Here is a 21,641-nt window from a genome sequence, read left to right as displayed (position 1 = left end):
ATGTCACGGGACCACGACCGGCCGGCCCGGGTCGAGGACGTCCATGAGCTGGCTTTGGCCATGCCGCATGTGACCGTCGACCACGCCGCCGGGGACAAGCCGGTCTACCAGGTGGGCGGGAAGTCCTTCATCTTCTTCCGCAACCCCCGGCCGGACGCCGTCGACCCCGCGACCGGCGAGCGCTATCCGGACGTCATCGTGTTCTGGGTCGAGTCGGAGACGGACAAGCAGGCGCTCGTCCAGGACGAGGCGTCGCCGTTCTTCACGACCTGGCACTTCGACGGCCACCCGTCGGTGCTGCTGCGGGCGTGCCGGATCGGGGAGCTGACGCGTACGGAGCTCGCCGAGCTCATTCAGGACGCGTGGCTGTCCCGGGCATCGGCGCGCCGGGCGTCCGCCTGGCTGAGCGCGCACCCGCCGCAGTGAACCGCCGGAGCAGCTCCGCGGGGGAGCGGCCGCCGGCGAAGCACCACAGGGCGATGACCGGGTCGCAGATCGCGCACCCGAACGACGAGTCGTGCACCGACGGGATCAGCGGGGTCCCGCGCCGGTGGTGCAGGACGTCCCAGACCGTGTGCAGCAGCCAGCCCACCCCGATGAAGGTCCACGAGCGCAGCCCGCGATAGGCCACCGCGGTCATCAGCGCGGTGAAGGCGAGCTCGCCGAGGCCGAAGCCGCCGCCGCTGATGTACGCGGCCCCGGCGCCCCCGACGACGACCGCGTTGATCTGCCGACGGCGTGGCTCCGGGATGAACGAGCAGGCCAGGGCCCAGATCAACCCGATGATCACGGGTGTGAGGTAACGAAGCATGCCGGAGAACCTAGGAGCACCCCGGCGCCGGGAACACGGGCCTGACTGCCAGGTTCCCCCGGATTGTCGCCACTCCTTTCTCTAGTTGACGCTTTATAAAGTATCTGCTTGAGTAACGGCATGACGACCACCACCGTCGACGAGCAGCGGCTCGATGCCGTGTTCACGGCGCTCAGCGACCGGACCAGGCGGGACATCGTCGCCCGGCTCAGCGCCGGCGAGGCGACCGTCACCGAGCTGGCCGACCGGTACGCGATGACCCTGCAGGCCGTGTCGCAGCACATCCGCGTGCTGGAACGCTCCGGCCTCGTCACCCGGGGACGGCACCGGCAGACCCGGCCGTGCCGGCTCGAACCGGCCGCGCTGCAGGCCGCGAACTCGTGGATCGAGGAGAGCCGGCGTACGTGGTCGGAACGGATGGACCGGCTGGAAACGCACCTGGCCCGGCTCCAAGGCGGGGAGCAGTGAGCGACGACGAGCTCGTCCACCGGCGGGTCCTGCGTGCGCCCCGCGAGCTGGTGTGGAAATGCCTCACCGAGCCCGCCGAGCTCGCGCACTTCTGGGGACCGCGCGGCATGGACACCCCGGTCGACGGCATCATCGTCGAGCTGCGCCCCGGGGGCCGCTTCGAGACCCTGATGGTCGGCGCGCACGGCAGCTACCGGATGGTCGCCACGTTCACCGAGGTCGTCGCGCCGGAACGGCTGTCCTGGGTGGAACCCGCCAGCGGGATGCACACCACCAGCACCCTCGAGGACCTCGGCGACGGCAGCACCGCGGTCGTCATCCACCAGCGGCACGTGCCGGAGGCGATGCGTACGCCCGAGGCCCGCGCCGGCTTCCTCACCTCCCTCGACAAGCTCGAGGCATACCTGGGAGAAAAGTCGTGAGCGAACTGCAGACCTGGGTGGGCCCCACGTACGACGGGCTCGCGGACCTGCTCGCCGGCGCGCCCGCCGAGACGTGGGACGCCCCGACCCTGTGCGAGAAATGGGCCGTACGCCACGTCGTCGCGCACGTCACGATGCCGGCCCGGCTGACACCGGAACAGTTCGGCGCGGAGATGGCGGCGGCACGCGGCGACTTCGGCGTCCTGTCCGACACCGTGGCCGCGCGGGACGCCGCCCTCCCCGCCGCCACCCTCCTCGACCAGCTCCGATCGCCGGTCCTGCACGCCTGGCAGCCCCCGGGCGGCGGCGACGCCGGCGCCCTGAGCCACGCCGTGATCCACTCCCTGGACGTGACGATCGCGCTCGGCCGGCCGCCCGTCGCGCCGCCGGACGCGGTGACCGCCATCCTGGACCGGATCGCCGCGGCGGACGGCGCGTGGTTCGGCATCGACCTGACCGGCGTACGGCTCGAGGCCACCGACACGGCCTGGAGCCGGGGGAGCGGCAGGCTCGTGCGTGCGGACACCGGATCGCTGGTGGCGCTGCTCAGCGGCCGTACGCTCCCCGACGGACAGAGCCTGCCGCGCAGCTGACTCTCAGGGCCGGCGCCGCCACCGCTCGAGCACGCGCTCGATGTCGTCCCGGATCTGCTGCCGCGCCTCGTCCCGCGGCACGCCCGCCATGAGCAGCTCGTCGTACGCGGTGTCCTCATGCCGCACCGAGGCCACGACGGCCCGCGTGACGGCGTCCGGCTCGAAGGCCTGCCCGGCGGCGCTGCGGCCCACGCGGCCGCTGCTGCGGGTCGCGGTGTGCCGGCCGATCGCCGCGGCCCGATCCGGTGGGCAGCCCGGGAACAACCGGCCGATCTGCCGAGCGAACTCCTCCTGCAACCGCTCGTCCGCCTCCGCACGCCGCAGCCGGTCGCGCTCGCGCCGGCGGGCCCGGGCCTCCTCGTCCGACAGGCACTGCTCCTCGGCCCGCTCGACCGCCGCCTCCTCGACCAGCAGACCCTGTCGCTGGTGACGGCGGCGGGACCGGTCGAGCCGCACGACGACCGCCGACAGCCGGCTGGCCTGCTTCGCCCGCCGGGTCAGCGCCGCGTCCCCGGCCGGCAGGAACACCAGATGATCGAGGTCCACGCAGGCGAGGCAGGACGGTCCGGCGTCCTCCATCATCACCATGCTTGAATCCGTACGCCCGCAGCCGACGCACGTGAACGCCTTCGCCGCCAGCACCACGACCAGATCCGGCGGCCTGCTCTGCCGCGCGGCCAACTGCTCGCGCCGCCGCTCCGGCATGTCGGCCGGCGTCCAATGAGTCCGGAACGACGCCTCGGCACCCGCATCGCCGGCGGCGGTGAAACGCAACGGCCGCCGGTCCCGAGTGGCGGCCACGTACTCGACCTGGGCGGGGCGGAGCTCCTGGCCCGCCGCCCAGCGCTCGAACACCTCCATCGCATCGACCAGGCGGTCGGCCGACACCGCCGCACAAGCCTCCAGATGCGGCCTCCGCCCCTGCCGCCACTCCGTCACCTGCCCGGGCGGCAGCCACCCCATCCCGGCCAGCACATCAAGCGGGCACACATGCCCCTGCCGCGCCAGCACCCGCTCGGCAGCGGCGACCACCCGGCGCTCCACCTTCGACACGGATCGCACAGACGGCAGGCTACCCTCGCCCCATGCGCGAGCACTCGCGGCCGACAGCGACCGACGCGCCCGCCGAACGAGTATGGCCGTGACAGGCCATCCACGAAGGAGAAGCGGTGAACCGCTCCCGGACGGTCGGTACGGCGACCGGATCGCGCCGTCTCGAGCGCACCCGGCAGCTCACGTGGCCCAAGCGCAGGACGTGATCGCCGGAGTCGCGCGCATCGGCCGGTCGAGCCCGGACCGCAGCTCGGGATCCGAAGTCGTCTTGCACTCGAGGTCAGGAGCGCTGTCGAACCGGGAAGTTCTCGACGGCGACATCGGCTTGCCGCGTACGGCAGAGACGGTCCGGCACTACGCCGAGCTGGCCGGCGTCGACTTCCGGGGAGCCCCCGTCGAGGTCGTGGAGGCCGCGGACGACGTCGGCTATCTCGATTTCCAGGGCGCCGTGGCGAGGACCGACTCGTTCGGTGTGCAGCTCGGGCCCGCGGCCTTTCAGGACGAGGAAACCCTGGTGCGCACTCTCGGACATGAAAGCGTGCACGTGCGACAGCATCAGGAGGGCCGGATCACCACGATGACCGGACCGTTGGAGGATGAGGCGTACGAGGCCGAGACGGGCTTCGTCGCGACGTGGAGGAGCAGAAGCGCATGACCCGGCTCGTCGTCGAGGCCATTCACCGCATGTCGAGTCGCCCTTGGGTCTTCGTGACCGGGCGGTTGGAGGGTGAGGCCCTACGTATCGGTGACGAGCTGACGGTGACCCACGACGGTCAGGCTGTCGGGGTCGTCACCGTAAGCTCCGTTGAGCTCCATGGCGCCCCCGGGAAGACGACCGTCGCGGTGGACGCGGGATCCGGGGAGTTGCTCCAGGAAGGGTCCGTTCTCAGCCTCTCCTGACCATCTGGGGCTGCCGGGTCGTGCGGGTACGGTCGCTGCCGTCGCCCGCACGAGCCGGACCGAATCTCGGGGATCGCCGCGCTACCAGGTCCATTTCTGGAGGGCGGCGCCGTTGCAGGTGGCCAGTTGGATGGCCGCTTTGCTGGCCGTCGATGCCGCCGCCAGGCACATGGCCGTGTTGCCGAGCGGCCGGACCGTGCCGTCCGTGCCGAAGCGCCACGTCTGGGCCACCGTGCTGTTGCAGGTGTACGTCCAGACCTTCTGGCCTGCCACGAACTGGCGGGACGGTACGTCGACGCAGTTGCCGAGGACCCGCAGCGAGGTGTCGTCGGGGAGCCGGGTCATCGCCTGCGCCTTGGTGTTGTTGCAGGTGTACGCCTGCAGGTACGTGCGGATCGCCGTGGCCGAGGAGGGGATGTCGACGCACTGGCCGGTGCTGTTCTTCAGCGGGCTCATCACCGGGTTGGGGCCCTTGGCGACCTGCACCATCGCGGCAGTCGAGGGCACGCCGTCCGCGTCGACGAGGAACAGCATGTAGTAGCCGGGAGGTGCGACGCCGCCGTTGGGTGGGCCGGTGACCGTCAGCGTCGTACCCGAAGCCGTGAACGTCAGCGGGATGTAGCGCTGGCCCTGGTCCACGCTGTGGGTGACGTCGCCGAGCCCGACCAGGGCGACCTTCCTGACGGTCGCCGCCTGCGGCGAGGTGACGGTGAACGCCGTGTTGATGCCGACGCCGGCCGGTGCGGTGGAGATGACCGGCCGCGGCGCGAGGTCGCCGCTGCCGTCCTTCTTGTAGAGGTACGGCGGGGTGAAGTATTCGAGGTTCTTCTCGAGGTAGCCGACGCTCATGCAGATGCCGCAGACCCCGCCGCCGCCCGTCATCACGCGCCCGTCGGGCAGCAGGACGGCCGTCGAATGGTATTGCCGTACGCGGCTGGCGCTCGCGAGCACCGTCCATTGACCCGTTGCGGGGTCCCAGCGTTCGGCTGCCGTCGCGGCATGGTCGAGGTCGACGAGGCCCGAGGTCGCCGCGCTGGTCATGCCGCCGGTCGCCAGCACCGAGCCGTCGGCGAGCAGCGTCGCGTTGAGCTGCCGCCGGCCGGTCGCCAGCGATCCGGTCGCCGCCACGGCCGGGACGAGCCCGGTACGGGTGGACAGGACGACGGCGGTCCGGGTGGGGACCTTCGCGGTGCCGCCCTCGGTGATGGAGCCGCCGCCCACTACCATGGTCTTGCCGATGTCGTACGTGGAGAAGCTGCCGTAGTCGCGGTAGATGCTGTCCCGCGTGCCGGTGCCGGTGATGACGCCGTTGCCCGCGGTGGTGAGCGTGTACCCGGTGGTGTACGGGCCGTACAGCCCGAGTTGGGCGTCCGGTCGTGAGCCCATGAACGGGTAGGTCCGCCCGCCGTACTGGGTGAAGCTGGTGAGCGCACGAATGGCGCCGTTCGCCTGGTAGACCTCGGCGGTCGCCGGGCCGCCACCGACGATCACTTCCTCGCCGTTCGCCGTCTGCGCCACGGACGGATACCAGCGTGCGGCGGCCATGTCGTTGCCGCGGCTCCACGTCTCGGTCCGCCAGTCGAAGATGTGCGTCTGGACCGTTCCGGCCAGGCTCGCGTTGGCGTTCCCGCCGGCGACCAGAATGTTGCCGTTGCCCAGGTGCGCGAAGCCCGCGCAGAAGATGTTCGATCCCTGCACGTCGACCCGCTTGTACGTGTCGTCGGCCGGATTCCAGACCATCGCGCGGGTGAAGCTGTGGTCCGGATAGGACTCGGCCGCGTTGTCGCCGACGGAGTCCCACATCAGCACCTTGCCGTTGGGCAGCACCGCCTGGAACACCGGGACGACCGGCGTGCCGACGACCGGGCTCCACGACCCGGACTGCCCGGGGTCGGCGACGACCGCCGCCCGGGTCCGCGCCGTGCCGGGCCGGCGCCCGGTCTCGCTCTGGACCCGCGCGGCCCGCTTGGCGGTCTTCTCCTCGATGACCCGCATCGGGGTGTCCGCCAGGTCTTCTTCCGCATGCTCATGGCCGGGGTCGTGCTCCCGGGCGTGCTGTACGGCTTCCGCCCCTTCCGTGCCGGCGGCCGCGGTGGCCGGGCCGGCCGGTGCCGCGCCGAGCAGGAACAGGGCGAACAGTGATCCGAAAGCGATGAGGCCGCGCCGCGTACGCATGAATAATGCCCTCCCCCGATGTCATGCAGAAGTACTCGACCCGGCCTCCATAGATCAATTCGCATTGCTCGCTGAATGCGCGCACGTCGATTTCCGCCGGGTCACTCATGATCGGCGGTTCGGCTGGTGACGAGGACGGTGCAGAATCGCACGTCTTATGTGGCCGGTGCGGTCACTTTAACGGCGACTCAGGACACTCTTCAATGGCTCGCATCGGCACACTATGGCCGTTCCCGCCGCCGTCAGGACGTGTGGATCTGACCGAACGGCGGGTGCGGCATCGGTGCAGCAGTTGCTTGTCGGAGAGCAAAGAGTGCATTGAGCCGGTGTGTCGCAATTTCACGGCCGGCGTATATCGTGAATGCGCCGAAGGACCAATTCGCACGCATCTGCGGCGAACTCCCCGGCGGCGGCCCCGCGCCCGGGGCCGGATCATGATTGGATGACGCGGTGAGCATCGCGGTGACTGACGCAACCGAACGGGAACGTTTCGAGGCGCGCGACGAGAACGACGTCCTCGCCGGCGTGCTGACCTACCAGCTGACCGGCACGATCATCGCCTACACCCACACCAGGGTCGAGCCGGCGTACGAGGGCCAGGGCGTGGGCACGGCACTGGCCCGCGCGGCGATGGACGACGCGCGCACCAGGGGCCGTACGGTCGTGCCGATCTGCCCGTTCCTCAGCGGCTGGCTCGACAAGCACCCGGAGTACGAGAAGATCGTCGTCCGCTCCACCCGCCGCATCAAATAGGAGGTGCTCGCCGTCGAGTGAGGCGGAAAGCGCCCGGGGGAACCGTATGGCGGATGGGAGCCGTCCCAGTGACCATGACGATCCGATGGTGGCTGCTCCTGGTGGTGACGACGATGGCGGTCGCAGGATGCGGTTCCGGGTCCGGGTCGGATGGAGCCGCGGCGCTGGACGGGCGGACGTTCGTCTCCGTGGGCGACGAGCAGGATTTTCCTCTGGTCGCCGGGACCCGGGTGCGGCTCACCTTCCGCGACGGTGAGGTGGCGGCCGAGGCGGGGTGCAACCATCTCGCCGGCTCGGTCGCGTTCGACGGGGACCGGCTGGTCGTCACCGAGGTGGGTGGCACGGCCATGGGATGCCCGCCGGGGCTGGCCGATCAGGACGACCGGCTGATCGGGTTTCTGCAGGGCCGGCCGCGGTGGGCGCTGGACGGCGACACCTTGCTGCTCAGCACGGAGACCGCCCGGCTGCGCCTGACGGACCTCCGCTCGGCCGAGCCGGATCGGCCCCTGACGGGCGTGCGGTGGTCGCTGGACACACTGCTGGAGAACGGTACGGCGGGTTCGGTGCCGGCCGGCGCGCGGGCGTACCTGATGATCGGGGCGGGGCGGGTGACCGGGTCGACCGGCTGCACCGTCTTCGAGGGGCCCGCGTCCGTGACCGCCGGTACCGTCACCTTTCCGGGCCTGAGCACCCGGAAGACGCCCTGTGCCAAAGGGCTGGAGGGCTGGGACGACGGTGTTCTCGCATTGTTGCGCGGCCCGTTGTCCGTACGCGTGACCGGGAATCGGCTTGCCCTGACCCGGGCGGACGGGCGCGGATTGCAGTTCACAGCGCCGCCCCGGTGAGAGCCGGGACGGCGCTGCTAAGGGGTGGATGTCACCAGAGGATGCCGGGCTGCGGGATCTCCGAGTTCACGGCGAAGAAGTTGTGCCACTTCCAGCCGGTGCCGTAGAAGGAACCGCCGGTCGAGCGGGCCACGTAGACGTCGGCCGCGGAGCCGCGGGTGAAGGTGGCGATGTCGGTACGGCCGTCGCCGGTGAAGTCGCCGGTGCCCGGGATCTCGGTGCCCACCGCGAAGTAGTTGTGCCACTTCCAGCCCGTACCGGAGAACGAGGAACCGGTGGAGAACGCGACGTAGACATCGGCCGCCGAGCCGCGGGTGAACGTCACGATGTCGTCCCGGCCGTCACCGTTGAAGTCGCCGACCGACGGCAGTTCCGTGCCCACGGCGAAGTAGTTGTGCCATTTCCAGCCGGTTCCGGAGAAGGAGGATCCGGTGGAGAGGGCGACGTAGACGTCGGCGGAGCTGCCGCGGGTGAAGGTGGCGATGTCGTCGCGGCCGTCGCCGTTGAAGTCGCCGACTGCCGGGATCTCCGTGCCGGCGGCGAAGTAGTTGTGCCATTTCCAGCCGGTTCCGGAGAAGGAGGATCCGGTGGAGAGGGCGACGTAGACGTCGGCGGAGCTGCCGCGGGTGAAGGTGGCGATGTCGTCGCGGCCGTCGCCGTTGAAGTCGCCCACCGCCGGGATCTCCGTGCCGGCGGCGAAGTAGTTGTGCCACTTGACGCCGGTGCCGACGAAGGAGTGGCCCGTCGACAGCGCTACGTACACGTCAGCGGCCGAGCCGCGGGTGAAGGTGGCGATGTCGTCGCGGCCGTCGCCGTTGAAGTCGCCGACGAGCGGTGTCTCCGTGCCGGCCGCGAAATAGTCGTGCCATTTGACGCCGGTGCCGGAGAACGACGATCCTGTCGACAACGCCACGTACACATCGGCGGCCGTGCCGCGCGTGAACGTGACGATGTCGTCGCGGCCGTCGCCGTTGAAATCGCCGGCGACGCCGCTGAATCCACCGCCGGCCGGTGGTGTCGCGGCCGCCGGTGTCCCCGGGATCTGCACGATCATCGAGACGGCTGCTGCTGCGGCGAGCGCGATGAGACGGTTGGTGCGGAACATGTTTTCCCCCGTGTGCCGAACTGGTGTGGACGAGCGCTCTCAAATTAGCGCTGACCAGGGGAAATGCCGCTACTCAGTCCGGTTGCCGTCGCCTGTGCGCAAAGGCCGCGGAAACGGTGCGCGGCGGGTATGCTTCGCGCTTACCGGTCTGACGATTCAGCGAATGAGCAGACCGCGCAGGGGCACCGAATAGACCTGCGCCGGGCGAATTCCGTGACGCCGCAGAATGGCATTCGCCGCGAGGGCGGCGGAGCCGGCCGACCGCTCCATCAGCGCCGCCGGGAATGGCATGCGGACCCAGTCGCCGGCGAGGTACAGACCCTCGGCATCCGTGTTCACCCCCGGCCGGGTGGCGTCGCTGCCCACGGGGAAGGCCGGTGCGTCGTCACCCCGCCGGGTGTCACTGTCCACAATGCTCATCCGCGCGGTCTCCGGCCACAGGGCGCCCAGCTGCTGCCACATCCGGTGCGCCGAGGTGGTCGCGTCGGTGTCCGGCGCTCCCGCGTACTCGTGCAGCTCGATGACCGCGCCGTGCGTGCGGTGCGCCCACCGTGCCGCCTCCGCCTCGGCGCGGTGGAAAAGGCTGACGGAGTCGAGCGTCGGCTCCCCGGACACGCTCGTGAACACGGCCCGTCCGGGTGCGGCGTCGCGATCTGTCCACACGCGGCTGACCACGTACGGTGCTGTGGTTCGTACCGTTGCCATCTGGGCGGCCAACCGCGGCGCGTGCCGGATCAATCCCGGCGAGGCGGCGACGATCTCGCGCGCGGAGCGCGGATCGGCCGCGAGCACGACGTGCTCGGCCCTCACCTGCTGTCCACCGGCGAGCGTGACGGTCCAGCCGGGCTCGATCCGATCGACGGCCGTGCCGGTACGGATCTCCGCGCCCAGCTTCTCCAGCCGCGCGGCGAGCGGCCGCCAGATAGCGGTCTCGTAGTCGTCCCCGGGGGCGTCGAAGCCCAGCCCCTCGGCGTTGCGCAGGAAGTAGAAGTGGAACTGCATGATCATCTCGGCGGCGGACATCTCGGCCGCGTGGTTGAAGAACGAGTGCGCGAAGACGTCGAACAGCATGGCCCGTGCCCGGTCGGGCATGCCGAGCCGGTCCAGGAACGCCGCGGCGGACATCGAGTCGAAGCTCCGGTACGTCTCCGCGCGCGAGTAGCGGAGCAGCGCCAACGAGGTGGGGCCGTCGACATTGCGCATCTCGCGCGTCCGCAGGCTCGGGGACCGCGCCATGAGCGCGAGCAGGCTCCACGGCGGGGTGCCCGGCAGGCCCCCGAAGTCCTCCTGCGGCCAGTCGCGGGAGATCACCGGATAGCCGCGTACGGGCCGCAGGAACGACAGCGACGGATCCACGCGCCGCAGCACGTTGCGCCAGTTGTAGTACTGCCGGAAGAACGCGTGGAAGCCGTGGCCGACCATCTGCCGCGAACCGTCGGCGAGCGTCTTCGGCCACGCCGCCAGCCGGCCGCCCAGCCGCTCACCGCGCTCCAGCAACGTCACCCGTACGCCCCGCTCGGCCAGCAGCAGAGCCGCCGACACGCCGGCGATCCCGCCACCCACCACGACGGTGTGGACGCCGTCCTCCGCGGCCGGCGGCAAGGATCGATCGACGGCGACGAGCCTGCGGGCGTGACGGCTGGTGAAGCGGGCCCTGCGGGTCGCTGTCATGCCTCCGTTGGTGCCCGGCGGGCCGGTCGGCTAACCACGTCCCGGACAAACGCGCGGACGAGCGGGCCGGCGTCGGCGGTACGCCAGGCGACGACCAGCCGGCTCGGCGCCATGTCGGCGAGCGGCACCACGGTGACACCCTCAGGCAGCGCGTGGTTGAGTGCCGTCACCCCGATGGTGCCGTTCCACATCACCGCCTGCAGACACTCCTGCACCGTGCGGACGACCGGGGCGTCACGCTGCGGCGGCATCGGATTCCAGTAGGCGCGCCAGACCGGGTCGGCGCCGTCGGGAAGGCGGAACCACTGCCGGTCGGCGAGGTCGCCCAGGGACAGGCGGTCGCGGCCGGCGAGCGGGTCATCCGTACGCAGCACGACGCCGACCGGATCCGACCGCAGGACCCGCACGCTGAGGCCGGTCTCGTCGAACGGTGCGCGGGTCAGCGCCACGTCGACCAGCCCCGAGCGCAGCCCCGCCGTCGGATCGGCGAAGTCACCCTCCCGCACCCGTACCGTCACGTCCGGATGGCGGTCCCGGAAGGCGGCGGCGGGCGTGACCCCGGCCCGCTCGGCGCTGTCGGCCAGCACCCCGACGGTCAAGGTGGCGGCGCCGGCTGCGGCCGATATGCGGGTACGCAGCTCGTCGGCGCGCTCCAGCATCGCGCGGGCCTCGTCGTACAGCACGGAACCGGCGGCGGTCAGGGATACTCCGGCGGGGGAGCGGTGCAGCAGCGCCGCGCCGAGCTCCGCCTCCAGCTGCCGGATGGCGCGGCTCAGCGGCGGCTGCGTCATGTGCAGGCGGGCGGCGGCGCGCCCGAAATGGAGCTCCTCGGCGACCGCGACGAAGTAGCGCAGCGAACGAAGCTCCATGACCTGCGACGATACTCGTACGGTATGGGCCGTGCGGAGCCGGACTTGGACGCCCGCCGGACCGCCGGGATGGACTTGCGGCATGCCCGACCTTGAGCTGCCCGAACCCGTCGTCCACCCGGCCCACGCGCGTGAGGTCGCCCGCGACGTCGTCGTCATCGAGAACCGCAACGTGCCGCTCGTCCCCAACATCGGCGTCATCGGCGGCACCCACTCGGTGCTGGTCGTCGACACAGGCATGGGCCCGCGCAACGCCGAGAAGGTCCTCGCCTTCGCCGCCGAGCACGCCCGCGCCCGCCGCATCTACCTCACCACGACCCACTTCCACCCCGAACACGCCTTCGGGGCCCGTACGTTCGCCGGCGAGGCCACGTACCTGATCAACCGCGCGCAGGCCGAGGACCTGACCGCCAAGGGCCCCGGCTACCTGCAGATGTTCCGCGGCCTCGCCGAGACCACCGCCCGCTACCTCGAGGACGTCGAGCTGCCCGCCCCGGACGTCACCTACGACGACGCGTACGACCTCGACCTCGGCGGCCGCGTGGTGCACCTGCGCGCGACCGGACCGGCGCACAGCCGGGGCGACCAGATCATCACGGTCCCGGACGCGGACGTCCTGTTCACCGGCGACCTCGTCGAGGCGGGCCAGTTCGCCATCTTCCCCTGGTTCCCGCCGCACGACACCGACGTCTCCGGCGTCCGCTGGATCGAGGTGATGCGGCGGCTCAGCGAGTCCGGCCCCCGCACGGTCGTACCCGGACACGGCGACGTCGGCGGCCCCTCGCTGCTGGCCGAGGTGCGCGCCTACCTCGAGGAACTCCGCGACGAGACGTGGAAGCGGCGCGACTCCGCTCTCGACGAGGAAACCATCGCGGCGGAGGTCGAGGCGGTGCTCATCGACCGGCACCCGGACTGGTCGGGCCGCGACTGGATCGCCAAGGGAGTCGGCTGCTTCTGCGCGGCCTGAACACATCCCGGCCCCCGTACGTGTCTGTGGATATCGGTGCACATGCGTACGCGTCGATCGATATGCTGTGGCGTCGCGGTGGACGGGGAGGTGCGGCATGCCGGACGGGGTGCAGATCCAGACCGATCAGGTCAACGAGGTCGCCCAGGGCTTGCGCGCGGACGCGGACAAAGGCTTCGCATCGGCCGCCAACCGCGGCGCCGCCCTCCACGCCCACGGCGTCGTCTTCGGGCGGTCCATTCCGGGCGACACGGTGCTCAACGCGAAGACCCGCTACGCCGAGGCGTTGGCGAACACAGAAGCCAACCTGCGGGAATACAGGCGGATGGCTGTCATCTTCGCCGAGGTGGCCGAGCAGATCGCGCGGGACTTCGCTCACGTGGACATGACATCGGAAGCTGCACAGCTGCGTGTGATGGCGCTCCTGGACGAAGCGATCGCCAGCGCCGATGCGGTGCAGAAGGAAGGGCAGGCGTGATGGGCGCTGACTGGGACGCGTACAACCTGCCCGCCATCTGGTCGATGCTGAAGGGCGAGAATGCCTGCACCGGTGCCGACCGGGTCCTGTCATGGGAAGGGCTGGCCCACGACGTTCGCGTGCAGCATCGCCGCTTGCTCGACGCCAAGGAGAGCCTTGCGGCAGTCTGGCCCCCCGACAAGAACGCCTCGGCGCGCGTCTTCCTCGACCGGATGGACCTACTCGCCGCCTCCATGAACGACACGCTGACCCGTGCCGAGGACACACGTGCCGGATTGCGCGGCATCCTCGAAGCGCTAGGCGCCGCCCAGGCGGAGGTCCAACCGTGGGTGGAAGTGCGCCAGAACGCCAGCGGCGACATCATTCCGCGCTTCGTCGATCACGCCGAGGACGAGTACGACGAGAAGGCTCGTAAGGCGATGCGACGGGCGGAAGCAGCGATCGCCGATCACAGCACGCAGATTCAGCCGCCTCAGCTTTACAAGGCCACCCCGTCTCGCGGTGAACCTCTGCAGGAATTCCCCGACGACGAACCGAACGACGGCGCGGGCGGTCCCGGCGCTGGAACCTCGGCCGGCCTGGGAAACTCCTCGGGCGCGAGGCCGGTACCGGTCGAGGTACCTCACCACCCGCCGGTGCCAGACCGCTTTCCGGACCATGGACCGACTGATGCGGCACCCCAGCCGGGCATCGTGCCGACCGGTGGCGGCCTCCCGGGCTCCTCCGGCGGCCCAGACCTGGCCGGTGTCCTGCCGACGCCGTCCACAGTCCCGGTGACAGGAGGCAGCGGCACGATCCCATCAGGTGCGGGGACACTGCCGGGTGGCGTCGGTGCGTCCGGAGGTCTGTTCGGCGGCGCCGGGCCGTTCGGCGTCCCGCCCGGCGCCTTTCCCGGTGGCGGTGGTGGGACAGCGCTACCGCTCGGTCGTGGTGCGGCGCAGCCAGGGCGACAGGCCGTTCCGGTCCGCAGCGCGATGCCGTCCGGAACGGTCATCGGTGGGCCGAGTACCGGAGGTAGACCCGGTGCCACGGGCCGGACCGCTTCTTCAGGGCGCGGACGAGCTGGACAGCAAATCGGCCAGCAGACTGCCGCCAACCGGGCGCGCAGGGGCGCTACCGCCGAGGAGTCGCACGACGGCGTGGCCGATCAGACCTGGGAAGTGCTGGATGGTGTGCCACCGGTCATCGCGCCGGACACCCGGCCAGCGCGTCACGATCCCGGACCCGGCGTCATCGGACTGTCTCGGTGACAGTTAAGGCATGCCGGGCATTGCTAGGTGGGTCAGCGGCGCTGGCCTTGCTGTTCGGTTCTGCCGACATCGCCAGGGCGGATTCGGTGCGCGACCGGGAGTGGCACCTGACAGCGCTCAAGATCGAGCAGGTGCACCGCGTGAGCCGCGGCGCGGGCGTAACGGTGGCGGTGATCGATACCGGTGTCGACGCCGGCCACCGGGATCTTGCCGGCGCCGTGCGGCCGGGCATAGACCTGCTGCCGGACCCGATCGGTGACGGCCGCGACGATCTGGACGGCCACGGGACCTCGATGGCGGGCTTGATTGCCGCCCGAGGCCACGGTAGCGGTGACGGCATCCTGGGCATCGCTCCGGCGGCGAAGGTCCTTCCCATCCGTGCCGGCATCGGCGGATACGCTACGAGCGCATACTTGACCAAGGCCATCGCCTTCGCGAAGAAGAACGGCGCACGCGTCGTCAACATGTCGTTCGGCACGGCCGACGACACCCCGCTCCGCGAAGCTGTCCGCGCTGCCCAGGCCGCAGACATGGTGCTGATCGCGTCGGCCGGCAACAAGGGCTCCGTCGGCGACAACTATCCCGGGATGTATCCCGAGGTTCTTGCGGTAGGAGCGACCGACGAACGCGGGAACATCGGACGGATCTCGGTCACTGGGCCGCATGTCGACCTCACCGCGCCCGGCGTAGACATCGCGACCATCGGTATCCACGGCTCCCGGTACGGCATATCGAGCGGAACCAGCGACGCGACGGCCATCGTCAGTGGGGCGGCTGCTCTGGTTCGGGCGAAGTATCCGGAGCTGTCCGCCGCCGAGGTTGTGCATCGGTTGACTGCCACCGCGACCGATGCCGGGGAGCCCGGCCGCGACGATACCTACGGTTACGGGCGACTCAACCTGCTCAAGGCGCTCACCGCCGACGTTCCCGCCGCCGCGCCGAGCGTGTCGGCCGGCGGGAGGGTTGATGCCGCCCCGAGGGCGCCTGACTCCGATGCCGAGACGCGGAGGGTGAGTCCTCTTCTGGTCGGTGGCTTGGCTGTTGCCGGGGTGCTGCTGCTCGGCGGGCTGGTGGTCGGGCTTTTGGTGCTGCTGCGGCGGCGGGATTAGTCGATCGCGATGTTGTCGAAGGCTGCTGCCGTGTTGAAGACGCGTACGCCGGTTGCTCCCGTGGTGAAGGTGCTGTCCGTCACCGTCAGTTTGAGGGTGCTGTCGGCGTACACCTTGATGGTGGTTCCTGTTGCTTCGATTCGCAGGTGGTAGCGGGTGCCGCGGGTGACCGGGAAGGCCGCCGCGGCGAGCTGGCGCCAGTTGTTGTCGGCTTTGCCGAGGATGACGCGGCCCGTGGTGGTCAGGCCGGCGTAGTAGCCGCGGTAGGCGTCCGTGCCCGTTGCCGGTTGGGTGGCTCGGAAGATGACGCCCGCGTCGCCCGTGCCCGCGGTGATGGTGACGTCCGCGTCGTACGTGAGGGTGGCGAAGTTGGTGTCCTGCAGGGACTTTCCGCCGGGTGAGGCGGTCGCCCGGTAGGTGCCGTCGGTCGCTGACCAGGTGGAACCGTACGCCTTCCAGCCGTACGCGTTGCCGTCCTCGAAGTTGTCCCTGACCTTCATCGTCACCGGGCGGATCGTGCCGTCGGCGTTGAAGAACATGCGGTCGTACGCGAGCTGGCGGTGGTTGGCGTCGGTCTCGCTGAGCGGGCGCCGGTGGTAGACGATGTACCAGATGTCCGTGCCGGGCACGTTGAGCACCGCGTTGTGGCCCGAGCCCTTCGCGACCTCCGAGTCCTGGGTGAGGATCTTGGCGATCTTCGTGAACGGGCCCGTGGGGGAGTCGGCCATCGCGTACGAGACCGAGTAGTCGGAGCCGCCCCAATAACCCTCGGACCACATCAGGTAGTACTTGCCGTTGCGCTTGAAGACCTGGGAGCCCTCGGTGTAGTTCGCCGGGGTGATCTCCTTGTACGTGCTGCCGTCGGCGAAGCGGCCCAGGCTGGTCATGTCGCTGTTGAGTTTCACGACGTTGGCGTGCTGCCAGCCGCCGTAATACAGGTACGCCTGCCCGTCGTCGTCGACGAACACGTCCTGGTCGATGGGCTGCGCCCCGTTCACGAACTGCCCGATCAGCGGCGCGCCGATCGCGTCCACGTACGGGCCCTCCGGGCGGTCCGCAACCGCCACGCCGATGCCGCCCAGCTCCGAGTTGCTCTGGATGTCGTTCGCGCCGAAATACAGGTAGTACTTGCCGTTGCGCTGCACCGGCGCGGGCGCCCACACCGCCCGGCGGGCCCAGGAGACGTTCGCGACGGTCAGGACGTTCGGGTGCTTCGTCCAGTGCACGAGGTCGGTGGAGGAGAAGGCGTCCAGGTAGGTCTGCTCGTTGTAGGGCCGGGACGAGGTGGGGAAGACCCAGTACCGGCCCTCGTAGACGGCGACGTCCGGGTCGGCGTACCAGCCGTCGACGAACGGGTTGCCGGCCTCGGCCGTCGAAAAATCAGGCACGGCGGCGGGCGCGGCGGGCGCGGCGGGCGCGGCGGGCGCGGCCAGCGCGCCTGCGGTCAGGACGGCGGCGACCATCGCGGAGACAACGCCCATCATCACTCCCGTACGCACGTGAGAGGACCAAGACGAACACATTCCCTCATTCACGTACGTCGATTGTCAAGGTTTCCTTCCTGAGGGCCTGCCGGATGTGAGGTGCTTTTCCGGTACGGATCGGGTAGGTGGAGATCACGTACGTTCCCCACCGAAGGGAGACCTGATGAGTGCCGCGGCAGAACCGGCGACCGTGGAGCAGTGCCTGCGGGCCGGAGCCGGCTTTTCGCTGGGTGACCGGAACTGGATCGCCGAGCAGTTCGCCACGCTCGACGCCCGGCTGGCGACCTTCCCCGCCGAGACCACCGAGCTGGAGGTTTCGGTGAAGGACCGGGAGGCGCGCGGGCAGAAGGTCACGCTCGAGTGCTGGATCGCGGGCCGGCAGAAGATCGTCACGACGTCCGCCGAGGAGGATCTGCACGCCGCCCTCAACGATGTCCGGGACGACCTGCGCCGGCGGCTCGACGACGCGAAGACCAAGCAGGAGCCGCGTCACAACCGCCACCTCCGGGCCGGGCTCGCGGACCTGCCGCACGAGGAAGAACCGGTGATCTGAGGCCCGCAGGGCTGAGAAATTCTTTTCTTCTTGCCACAGCGAGAAGATGTGGGGGGCGCCCCGCGGCGCACGTCTGGTGCCGCGCGGGCGCCCCTCCGCAGCATGGGCGCATGAGCCTGATCCTCGCCCCCGGTACCGCCTGGACAGACATCTTCGACCGCGTCCGTGCCGCCGTTCCCGAGGCCGTCGCCGGTGACCGGCTGCGCAACCTGTACGGCGGCAGCTGGCACGACGGCGGGACGCCCGCTGAGCTGCGTACCCCCGTCGACGGGTCCCTGATCGCCGAGGTCTCCCGGGTGGACGCGGGAACCGCGGCCGGGGCCGTGCGTGCCGCGGCGCGGGAGCATCGCGACTGGGCCGCGACGCCGCTCGGCGAACGCAAGGCGCGGGTGGCGGTGGCCGTCGAGGCCCTGACCGCGCACCGCGACCTGCTCGCCCTGGCGCTGGTGTGGGAGATCGGCAAGCCGTGGCGGCTCGCCTGTGCCGACGTCGACCGCGCGCTGGACGGTGTCCGCTGGTACCTGCAGCAGATCGACCGGCAGGCCGCCGGCCGCGAGCCGCTGCCCGGGCCGGTCAGCAACCTCGCCTCGTGGAACTACCCGATGAGCGTGCTGGTCCACGCCGAGCTGGTGCAGCTGCTCGCGGGCAACGCCGTGGTGGCGAAGACACCGTCGCAGGGCGGCGCGGTCTGCCTGACGCTCGCGCACGCCCTCATGACCCGCGCCGGGCTGCCCGTCACGCTGCTGTCCGGCAGCGGTGACGAGCTGTCCGAGGTGCTCGTGCGGGCGCCGGAGATCGGGGCGGTCGCATTCGTGGGCGGCCGGTCGAACGGCGGGAAGGTCGCGGCGGCCCTGCTCGACTCCGACAAGCGGCACTTCATCGAGCAGGAGGGGGTCAACGCGTGGGGGATCTGGGACTTCTCCCAGTGGGACCTGCTCGCCGGTCACCTGCGCAAAGGCTTCGAGTACGGCAAGCAGCGCTGCACCGCGTACCCGAGGTTCGTCGTGCAGCGCGACCTGGTCGGCTCGTTCCTCGACGTCTACCTGCCCGTGGTGAAGTCCGTGCGCTTCGGGCACCCGCTGGCCGTCACCGCTCCGGGTGAGCCGCTGCCCGAGCTGGACTTCGGGCCGCTGATCAGCGCCGCCAAGGCCGGCGAGCTGCGGCACAAGGTGGACGAGGCGGTCCGGGGCGGCGCGGTGCCGCTGCATCGGGGCGACGCGGCCGAGGGTCGCTACCTCGACGGTCAGGACATCGGGGCGTACGTGGCCCCGACCGCGCTGCTCGCCCCGCCGGGACGGTCCCGGCTCATGCACGCCGAGCCGTTCGGGCCGGTCGACACGATCATCGTGGTGGACACCGAGGAGGAGCTGCTGTCGGCGATGAACGCGAGCAACGGCGCCCTGGTGGCCAGCCTCGCGGTCGACGACGAGGAACTCGGCGCCAAACTCGCGCAGGACGTGCACGCGTACAAGGTAGGCATCAACAGGCCGCGCTCCCGGGGTGACCGGGAGGAGACGTTCGGCGGGCGCGGGGCCTCCTGGAAGGGTGCCTTCGTCGGCGGTGACCTGCTCGTGCAGGCGGTCACGCTGGGCGGCCCGGGGGAGCGGCTGTACGGCATCTTCCCCGATTACACGAGCTACCCGCCCACGCCGTAACGTCGGACGGCGTGCCCAGGACCCTGCGAATCACCACGCGCAACGCCACCTTCCAGCAGTGGCAGGCGCTGCTCGACAACCGGACGAAACGGCACCGCGCCGGGGAGTTCCTCGTGCAGGGCGTACGCCCGATCTCGCTGGCGGCCGAGCACGGCTGGGAGATCCGTACGCTGCTCACCGCGGACGGCCCCGCGCTGTCCCGGTGGGCGCGCGACCTCATCGACAGCACGGGTGCGCCCCGCGCGATGCTGTCGGCGGAGCTGATGCGCGAGCTGGGCGGCAAGGACGAGGAGTCGCCCGAGCTGCTGGCCGTCGTCGGGCTGCCCGCGGACGACCCGGCGCGGATCACCGTACGCCCGGATCTGCTGGTCGTGGTCTTCGACCGGCCGACGACCCCGGGCAACGTGGGCACGCTGGTGCGCTCGGCGGACGCGTTCGGGGCGGCCGGGGTGATCGTCACCGGGCACGCCGCCGACCCGTACGACCCCCGCGCGGTACGGGCCAGCACGGGCTCCCTCTTCGCCCTGCCCGTCGTGCGGGTGCCGAGCCACCGCGAGGTGCTGGACTGGGCGCGCGGGCTGGGCGTACCCGTGCAGATCGTCGGCACCGACGAGCGCGGGCCGGTCGACATCGCCGAGCACGACCTGACCGGCCCGACCGTGCTGGCGGTCGGCAACGAGACGCACGGCCTGAGCGCCGCCTGGCGCGACGCCTGCGACCGGATGGTGCGCATCCCGATCACCGGCGCGGCCAGCTCGCTGAACGCCGCGTCGGCGGCGACCGTGGCGCTGTACGAGGCGGCCCGGCAGCGGGGCGCCCGATAACGCTCAAACCCGGGCCCCGGCCGCCGAAGCTGAGGATGTGCGTGGAATCTCTCTCAGCGTCGGCAAACGGCTCGGCTTGTCCTATTTCCTGCTCACCGTCCTCATCGTGGTCGCCGCGGGCGCCGGCTGGTGGGGCCTGCGACAGCAGAGCGACACGCAGCGCCGCCTGGCCGTGCTCGAACAGGTGCGCGACGACATCCAGCTCGTCAAGTACTACGCCGCCGACGTCACCGGGTGGCAGGGGCTCGTGGTCGCCGACGCGGGAGCGTTCGGGTACGCGTACGCGACCGGCCCCGACGGCTACAACCGCCAGGGTGAGCTGAAGAGCAAGCAGGCGATCTACGACAGCATGGCCGCCGCGCACACCGCCGACATGACCGACGCCGAGCGGTCCACGTTCGAGCAGCTCAAGCCCGCCTGGGACGACTTCTTCCGGTGGGACGCGACCATCATGCAGTGGCTGGCGACCGACGACACCGCCGGCCGTGCCAAGGCCATGACCAGCATCAACGGCGGGGAGGCCGCCGACTCGTACGGCAAGGTCCTCGACATCACCGAGGCGCTGGACAAGTCCGTGAACGCCCGGGCCGCCCAGGTCCGGGCGGATGCGGCCCGGGTGCGCGACACCAGCCTGCAGGTGCTGGCCGCCGCCCTGCTGCTCGCGCTGGTGCTGGCCTTCGTCATGGGCACCTGGGTCACCCGGTCCGTGGTCCGGCCGCTGGCCGTGGTGGTCGCCGCGCTGGGCCGCCTGGCCCGGCGCGACCTCACCGCCCGCGCCGACCTGTCCCGCCGCGACGAGCTGGGGCGCCTCGGCGACGCGCTGAACGCCACCGCCGAATCGCTGCGGGAGACCGTCGCGGTGATCGCGACGCACGCGGGCACGATCTCCGCGGCCTCCGAGGACCTCTCCCACGTGTCCGCCCGGGTCGCCGACGCCAGCGGGCACATCGAGACGCAGGCGACCGCGGTCGCCCGGGCGGCCGAGGACGTCTCCGGCAACGTACGCACCCTCGAGGCGGGCAGCCACGAGATGGGTCAGGCGATCGACGAGATCAGCCGCAGCGCCGGGGAGGCCGCACGGGTCGCCGTCGAAGCGGTCGACGTGGTGGAGCAGACCAGCGTCAGCGTGGGCAAGCTGGGCGACTCGTCCGCCGAGATCGGCGCGGTGGTCCGGATGATCACCGCGATCGCGGAGCAGACCAACCTGCTCGCGCTCAACGCCACCATCGAGGCGGCCCGGGCCGGTGAGATGGGCAAGGGGTTCGCGGTCGTCGCCGGCGAGGTGAAGGACCTGGCCCAGGAGACCGCCAAGGCGACCGACGAGATCGCCCGGCTCGTGCAGGCCATCCAGGCCGACACGGGCGACGCGGTGACCGCCATCGCCCGGATCGGGCAGGTGGTGAGCCGCATCAGCGACTACCAGACGATGATCGCCGCGGCGGTCGAGGAGCAGACCGCGACCACCGGCGAGATGGCCCGCAACGTCACCGAGGCGGCCGGCAGCAGCCGGGACATCGCCGCGAACATCGGCGGCGTCTCCACCGCGGTCGGCGAGACCACGGCGATCGTCCGGCAGGCCCGCGAGTCGGCCGAGGATCTCGCCCGGACGAGCAGCGAGCTGCACCAGCTGGTGGCCGGCTTCGCCGTCTGACGCGA

Annotated in this window: 23 protein-coding genes; 16 read left to right on the top strand and 7 right to left on the bottom strand. The window is 70.9% G+C overall.

Annotated elements, in window-relative coordinates; translation table 11 throughout:
- Complete coding sequence (locus IT780_RS23725; RefSeq protein ID WP_199513852.1) at positions 1 to 426, top strand: MmcQ/YjbR family DNA-binding protein; 426 nt, start codon at positions 1 to 3, stop codon at positions 424 to 426.
- On the opposite strand, the gene IT780_RS23720 is transcribed toward IT780_RS23725, so the two are convergent.
- The gene (locus IT780_RS23720; protein ID WP_199513851.1) at positions 350 to 811 is read right to left on the bottom strand and encodes a DUF6010 family protein; all 462 of its coding nucleotides are present in this window, start codon (positions 809 to 811) and stop codon (positions 350 to 352) included. The genes IT780_RS23725 and IT780_RS23720 overlap by 77 nt on opposite strands.
- Before the next feature lie 120 nt (positions 812 to 931).
- On the opposite strand from IT780_RS23720, the gene IT780_RS23715 reads away from it, so the two are divergent.
- From IT780_RS23715 to IT780_RS23705, 3 genes are read left to right on the top strand one after another with little or no spacing between them, the layout of a single operon-like run.
- On the top strand, positions 932 to 1,279 hold the full coding sequence (locus tag IT780_RS23715; RefSeq protein ID WP_199513850.1) for an ArsR/SmtB family transcription factor: 348 nt from the start codon (positions 932 to 934) through the stop codon (positions 1,277 to 1,279).
- The gene (locus tag IT780_RS23710) at positions 1,276 to 1,701 is read left to right on the top strand and encodes an SRPBCC family protein (RefSeq protein ID WP_199513849.1); all 426 of its coding nucleotides are present in this window, start codon (positions 1,276 to 1,278) and stop codon (positions 1,699 to 1,701) included. Before IT780_RS23715 ends, IT780_RS23710 begins: the two co-directional genes overlap by 4 nt.
- Positions 1,698 to 2,294 carry a maleylpyruvate isomerase family mycothiol-dependent enzyme gene (locus IT780_RS23705; RefSeq protein WP_199513848.1) on the top strand — a complete coding sequence of 199 codons (597 nt, stop codon included), beginning with the start codon at positions 1,698 to 1,700 and terminating at the stop codon, positions 2,292 to 2,294. Before IT780_RS23710 ends, IT780_RS23705 begins: the two co-directional genes overlap by 4 nt.
- 3 nt (positions 2,295 to 2,297) lie before the next feature.
- Here the strand turns inward: IT780_RS23705 and IT780_RS42800 are convergent, their stop codons facing one another.
- Positions 2,298 to 3,356, bottom strand: a complete 1,059-nt coding sequence (locus tag IT780_RS42800; protein ID WP_199513847.1) for a DUF2293 domain-containing protein — start codon at positions 3,354 to 3,356, stop codon at positions 2,298 to 2,300.
- Positions 3,357 to 3,531: 175 nt separating this feature from the next.
- Here IT780_RS42800 and IT780_RS23695 point away from each other — a divergent pair, with 175 nt between their 5' ends.
- Both IT780_RS23695 and IT780_RS23690 read left to right on the top strand, forming a co-directional pair.
- Positions 3,532 to 4,002, top strand: a complete 471-nt coding sequence (locus IT780_RS23695; protein ID WP_199513846.1) for a hypothetical protein — start codon at positions 3,532 to 3,534, stop codon at positions 4,000 to 4,002.
- Positions 3,999 to 4,247, top strand: a complete 249-nt coding sequence (locus IT780_RS23690; RefSeq protein WP_199513845.1) for a hypothetical protein — start codon at positions 3,999 to 4,001, stop codon at positions 4,245 to 4,247. Before IT780_RS23695 ends, IT780_RS23690 begins: the two co-directional genes overlap by 4 nt.
- An 81-nt stretch (positions 4,248 to 4,328) precedes the next feature.
- Here IT780_RS23690 and IT780_RS23685 read toward each other — a convergent pair whose 3' ends face one another.
- Positions 4,329 to 6,422 carry a galactose oxidase-like domain-containing protein gene (locus IT780_RS23685; protein ID WP_199513844.1) on the bottom strand — a complete coding sequence of 698 codons (2,094 nt, stop codon included), beginning with the start codon at positions 6,420 to 6,422 and terminating at the stop codon, positions 4,329 to 4,331.
- Positions 6,423 to 6,884: 462 nt separating this feature from the next.
- On the opposite strand from IT780_RS23685, the gene IT780_RS23680 reads away from it, so the two are divergent.
- Together IT780_RS23680 and IT780_RS23675 are read left to right on the top strand one after the other, a co-directional pair.
- Positions 6,885 to 7,175: a GNAT family N-acetyltransferase gene (locus tag IT780_RS23680; protein ID WP_307831336.1), complete on the top strand. Its 291-nt coding sequence runs from the start codon at positions 6,885 to 6,887 to the stop codon at positions 7,173 to 7,175.
- A gap of 53 nt (positions 7,176 to 7,228) precedes the next feature.
- Positions 7,229 to 8,020 carry an META domain-containing protein gene (locus IT780_RS23675; RefSeq protein ID WP_199513842.1) on the top strand — a complete coding sequence of 264 codons (792 nt, stop codon included), beginning with the start codon at positions 7,229 to 7,231 and terminating at the stop codon, positions 8,018 to 8,020.
- Positions 8,021 to 8,051: 31 nt separating this feature from the next.
- On the opposite strand, the gene IT780_RS23670 is transcribed toward IT780_RS23675, so the two are convergent.
- The 3 genes from IT780_RS23670 to IT780_RS23660 form a co-directional block, all read right to left on the bottom strand.
- On the bottom strand, positions 8,052 to 9,125 hold the full coding sequence (locus tag IT780_RS23670) for an FG-GAP repeat domain-containing protein (protein WP_199513841.1): 1,074 nt from the start codon (positions 9,123 to 9,125) through the stop codon (positions 8,052 to 8,054).
- Positions 9,126 to 9,281: 156 nt separating this feature from the next.
- Positions 9,282 to 10,796, bottom strand: a complete 1,515-nt coding sequence (locus tag IT780_RS23665) for an FAD-dependent oxidoreductase (RefSeq protein WP_199513840.1) — start codon at positions 10,794 to 10,796, stop codon at positions 9,282 to 9,284.
- Positions 10,793 to 11,665 carry a LysR family transcriptional regulator gene (locus IT780_RS23660; protein WP_199513839.1) on the bottom strand — a complete coding sequence of 291 codons (873 nt, stop codon included), beginning with the start codon at positions 11,663 to 11,665 and terminating at the stop codon, positions 10,793 to 10,795. The genes IT780_RS23665 and IT780_RS23660 overlap by 4 nt, the downstream gene beginning before the upstream one ends.
- A gap of 82 nt (positions 11,666 to 11,747) precedes the next feature.
- On the opposite strand from IT780_RS23660, the gene IT780_RS23655 reads away from it, so the two are divergent.
- The 4 genes from IT780_RS23655 to mycP all read left to right on the top strand — a co-directional run bounded on the left by IT780_RS23655 (position 11,748) and on the right by mycP (position 15,469).
- Entirely contained in the window at positions 11,748 to 12,632 is an 885-nt protein-coding gene (locus IT780_RS23655; RefSeq protein ID WP_199513838.1) for an MBL fold metallo-hydrolase, read from the top strand.
- A 97-nt stretch (positions 12,633 to 12,729) separates the two neighbouring features.
- Entirely contained in the window at positions 12,730 to 13,110 is a 381-nt protein-coding gene (locus tag IT780_RS23650; RefSeq protein WP_199513837.1) for a hypothetical protein, read from the top strand.
- Positions 13,110 to 14,360 (top strand): hypothetical protein, encoded by a 1,251-nt coding sequence (locus IT780_RS23645; protein ID WP_199513836.1) that lies wholly within the window; start codon positions 13,110 to 13,112, stop codon positions 14,358 to 14,360. The genes IT780_RS23650 and IT780_RS23645 overlap by 1 nt, the downstream gene beginning before the upstream one ends.
- 47 nt (positions 14,361 to 14,407) lie before the next feature.
- Positions 14,408 to 15,469 carry a type VII secretion-associated serine protease mycosin gene (mycP, locus tag IT780_RS23640; RefSeq protein ID WP_199513835.1) on the top strand — a complete coding sequence of 354 codons (1,062 nt, stop codon included), beginning with the start codon at positions 14,408 to 14,410 and terminating at the stop codon, positions 15,467 to 15,469.
- Here the strand turns inward: mycP and IT780_RS23635 are convergent.
- Positions 15,466 to 16,950: a family 43 glycosylhydrolase gene (locus tag IT780_RS23635; RefSeq protein WP_199513834.1), complete on the bottom strand. Its 1,485-nt coding sequence runs from the start codon at positions 16,948 to 16,950 to the stop codon at positions 15,466 to 15,468. The two genes, mycP and IT780_RS23635, sit on opposite strands and share 4 nt — an antisense overlap.
- A gap of 166 nt (positions 16,951 to 17,116) precedes the next feature.
- Here IT780_RS23635 and IT780_RS23630 point away from each other — a divergent pair, with 166 nt between their 5' ends.
- The 4 genes from IT780_RS23630 to IT780_RS23615 all read left to right on the top strand — a co-directional run bounded on the left by IT780_RS23630 (position 17,117) and on the right by IT780_RS23615 (position 21,636).
- Positions 17,117 to 17,506 carry an HPF/RaiA family ribosome-associated protein gene (locus IT780_RS23630; protein WP_199513833.1) on the top strand — a complete coding sequence of 130 codons (390 nt, stop codon included), beginning with the start codon at positions 17,117 to 17,119 and terminating at the stop codon, positions 17,504 to 17,506.
- A 110-nt stretch (positions 17,507 to 17,616) separates the two neighbouring features.
- Positions 17,617 to 19,161, top strand: a complete 1,545-nt coding sequence (locus IT780_RS23625; RefSeq protein ID WP_199513832.1) for an aldehyde dehydrogenase family protein — start codon at positions 17,617 to 17,619, stop codon at positions 19,159 to 19,161.
- Positions 19,162 to 19,172: 11 nt separating this feature from the next.
- Entirely contained in the window at positions 19,173 to 19,985 is an 813-nt protein-coding gene (locus IT780_RS23620) for a TrmH family RNA methyltransferase (RefSeq protein WP_199513831.1), read from the top strand.
- 37 nt (positions 19,986 to 20,022) lie between these two features.
- Complete coding sequence (locus IT780_RS23615; protein WP_199513830.1) at positions 20,023 to 21,636, top strand: methyl-accepting chemotaxis protein; 1,614 nt, start codon at positions 20,023 to 20,025, stop codon at positions 21,634 to 21,636.
- Positions 21,637 to 21,641 lie beyond the last annotated feature (5 nt).

The sequence above is a fragment of the Nucisporomicrobium flavum genome, from assembly GCF_016464385.1.
GTDB lineage: Bacteria > Actinomycetota > Actinomycetes > Mycobacteriales > Micromonosporaceae > Actinoplanes > Actinoplanes flavus_A.
This window is presented reverse-complemented; position numbering and strand designations above follow the sequence as displayed.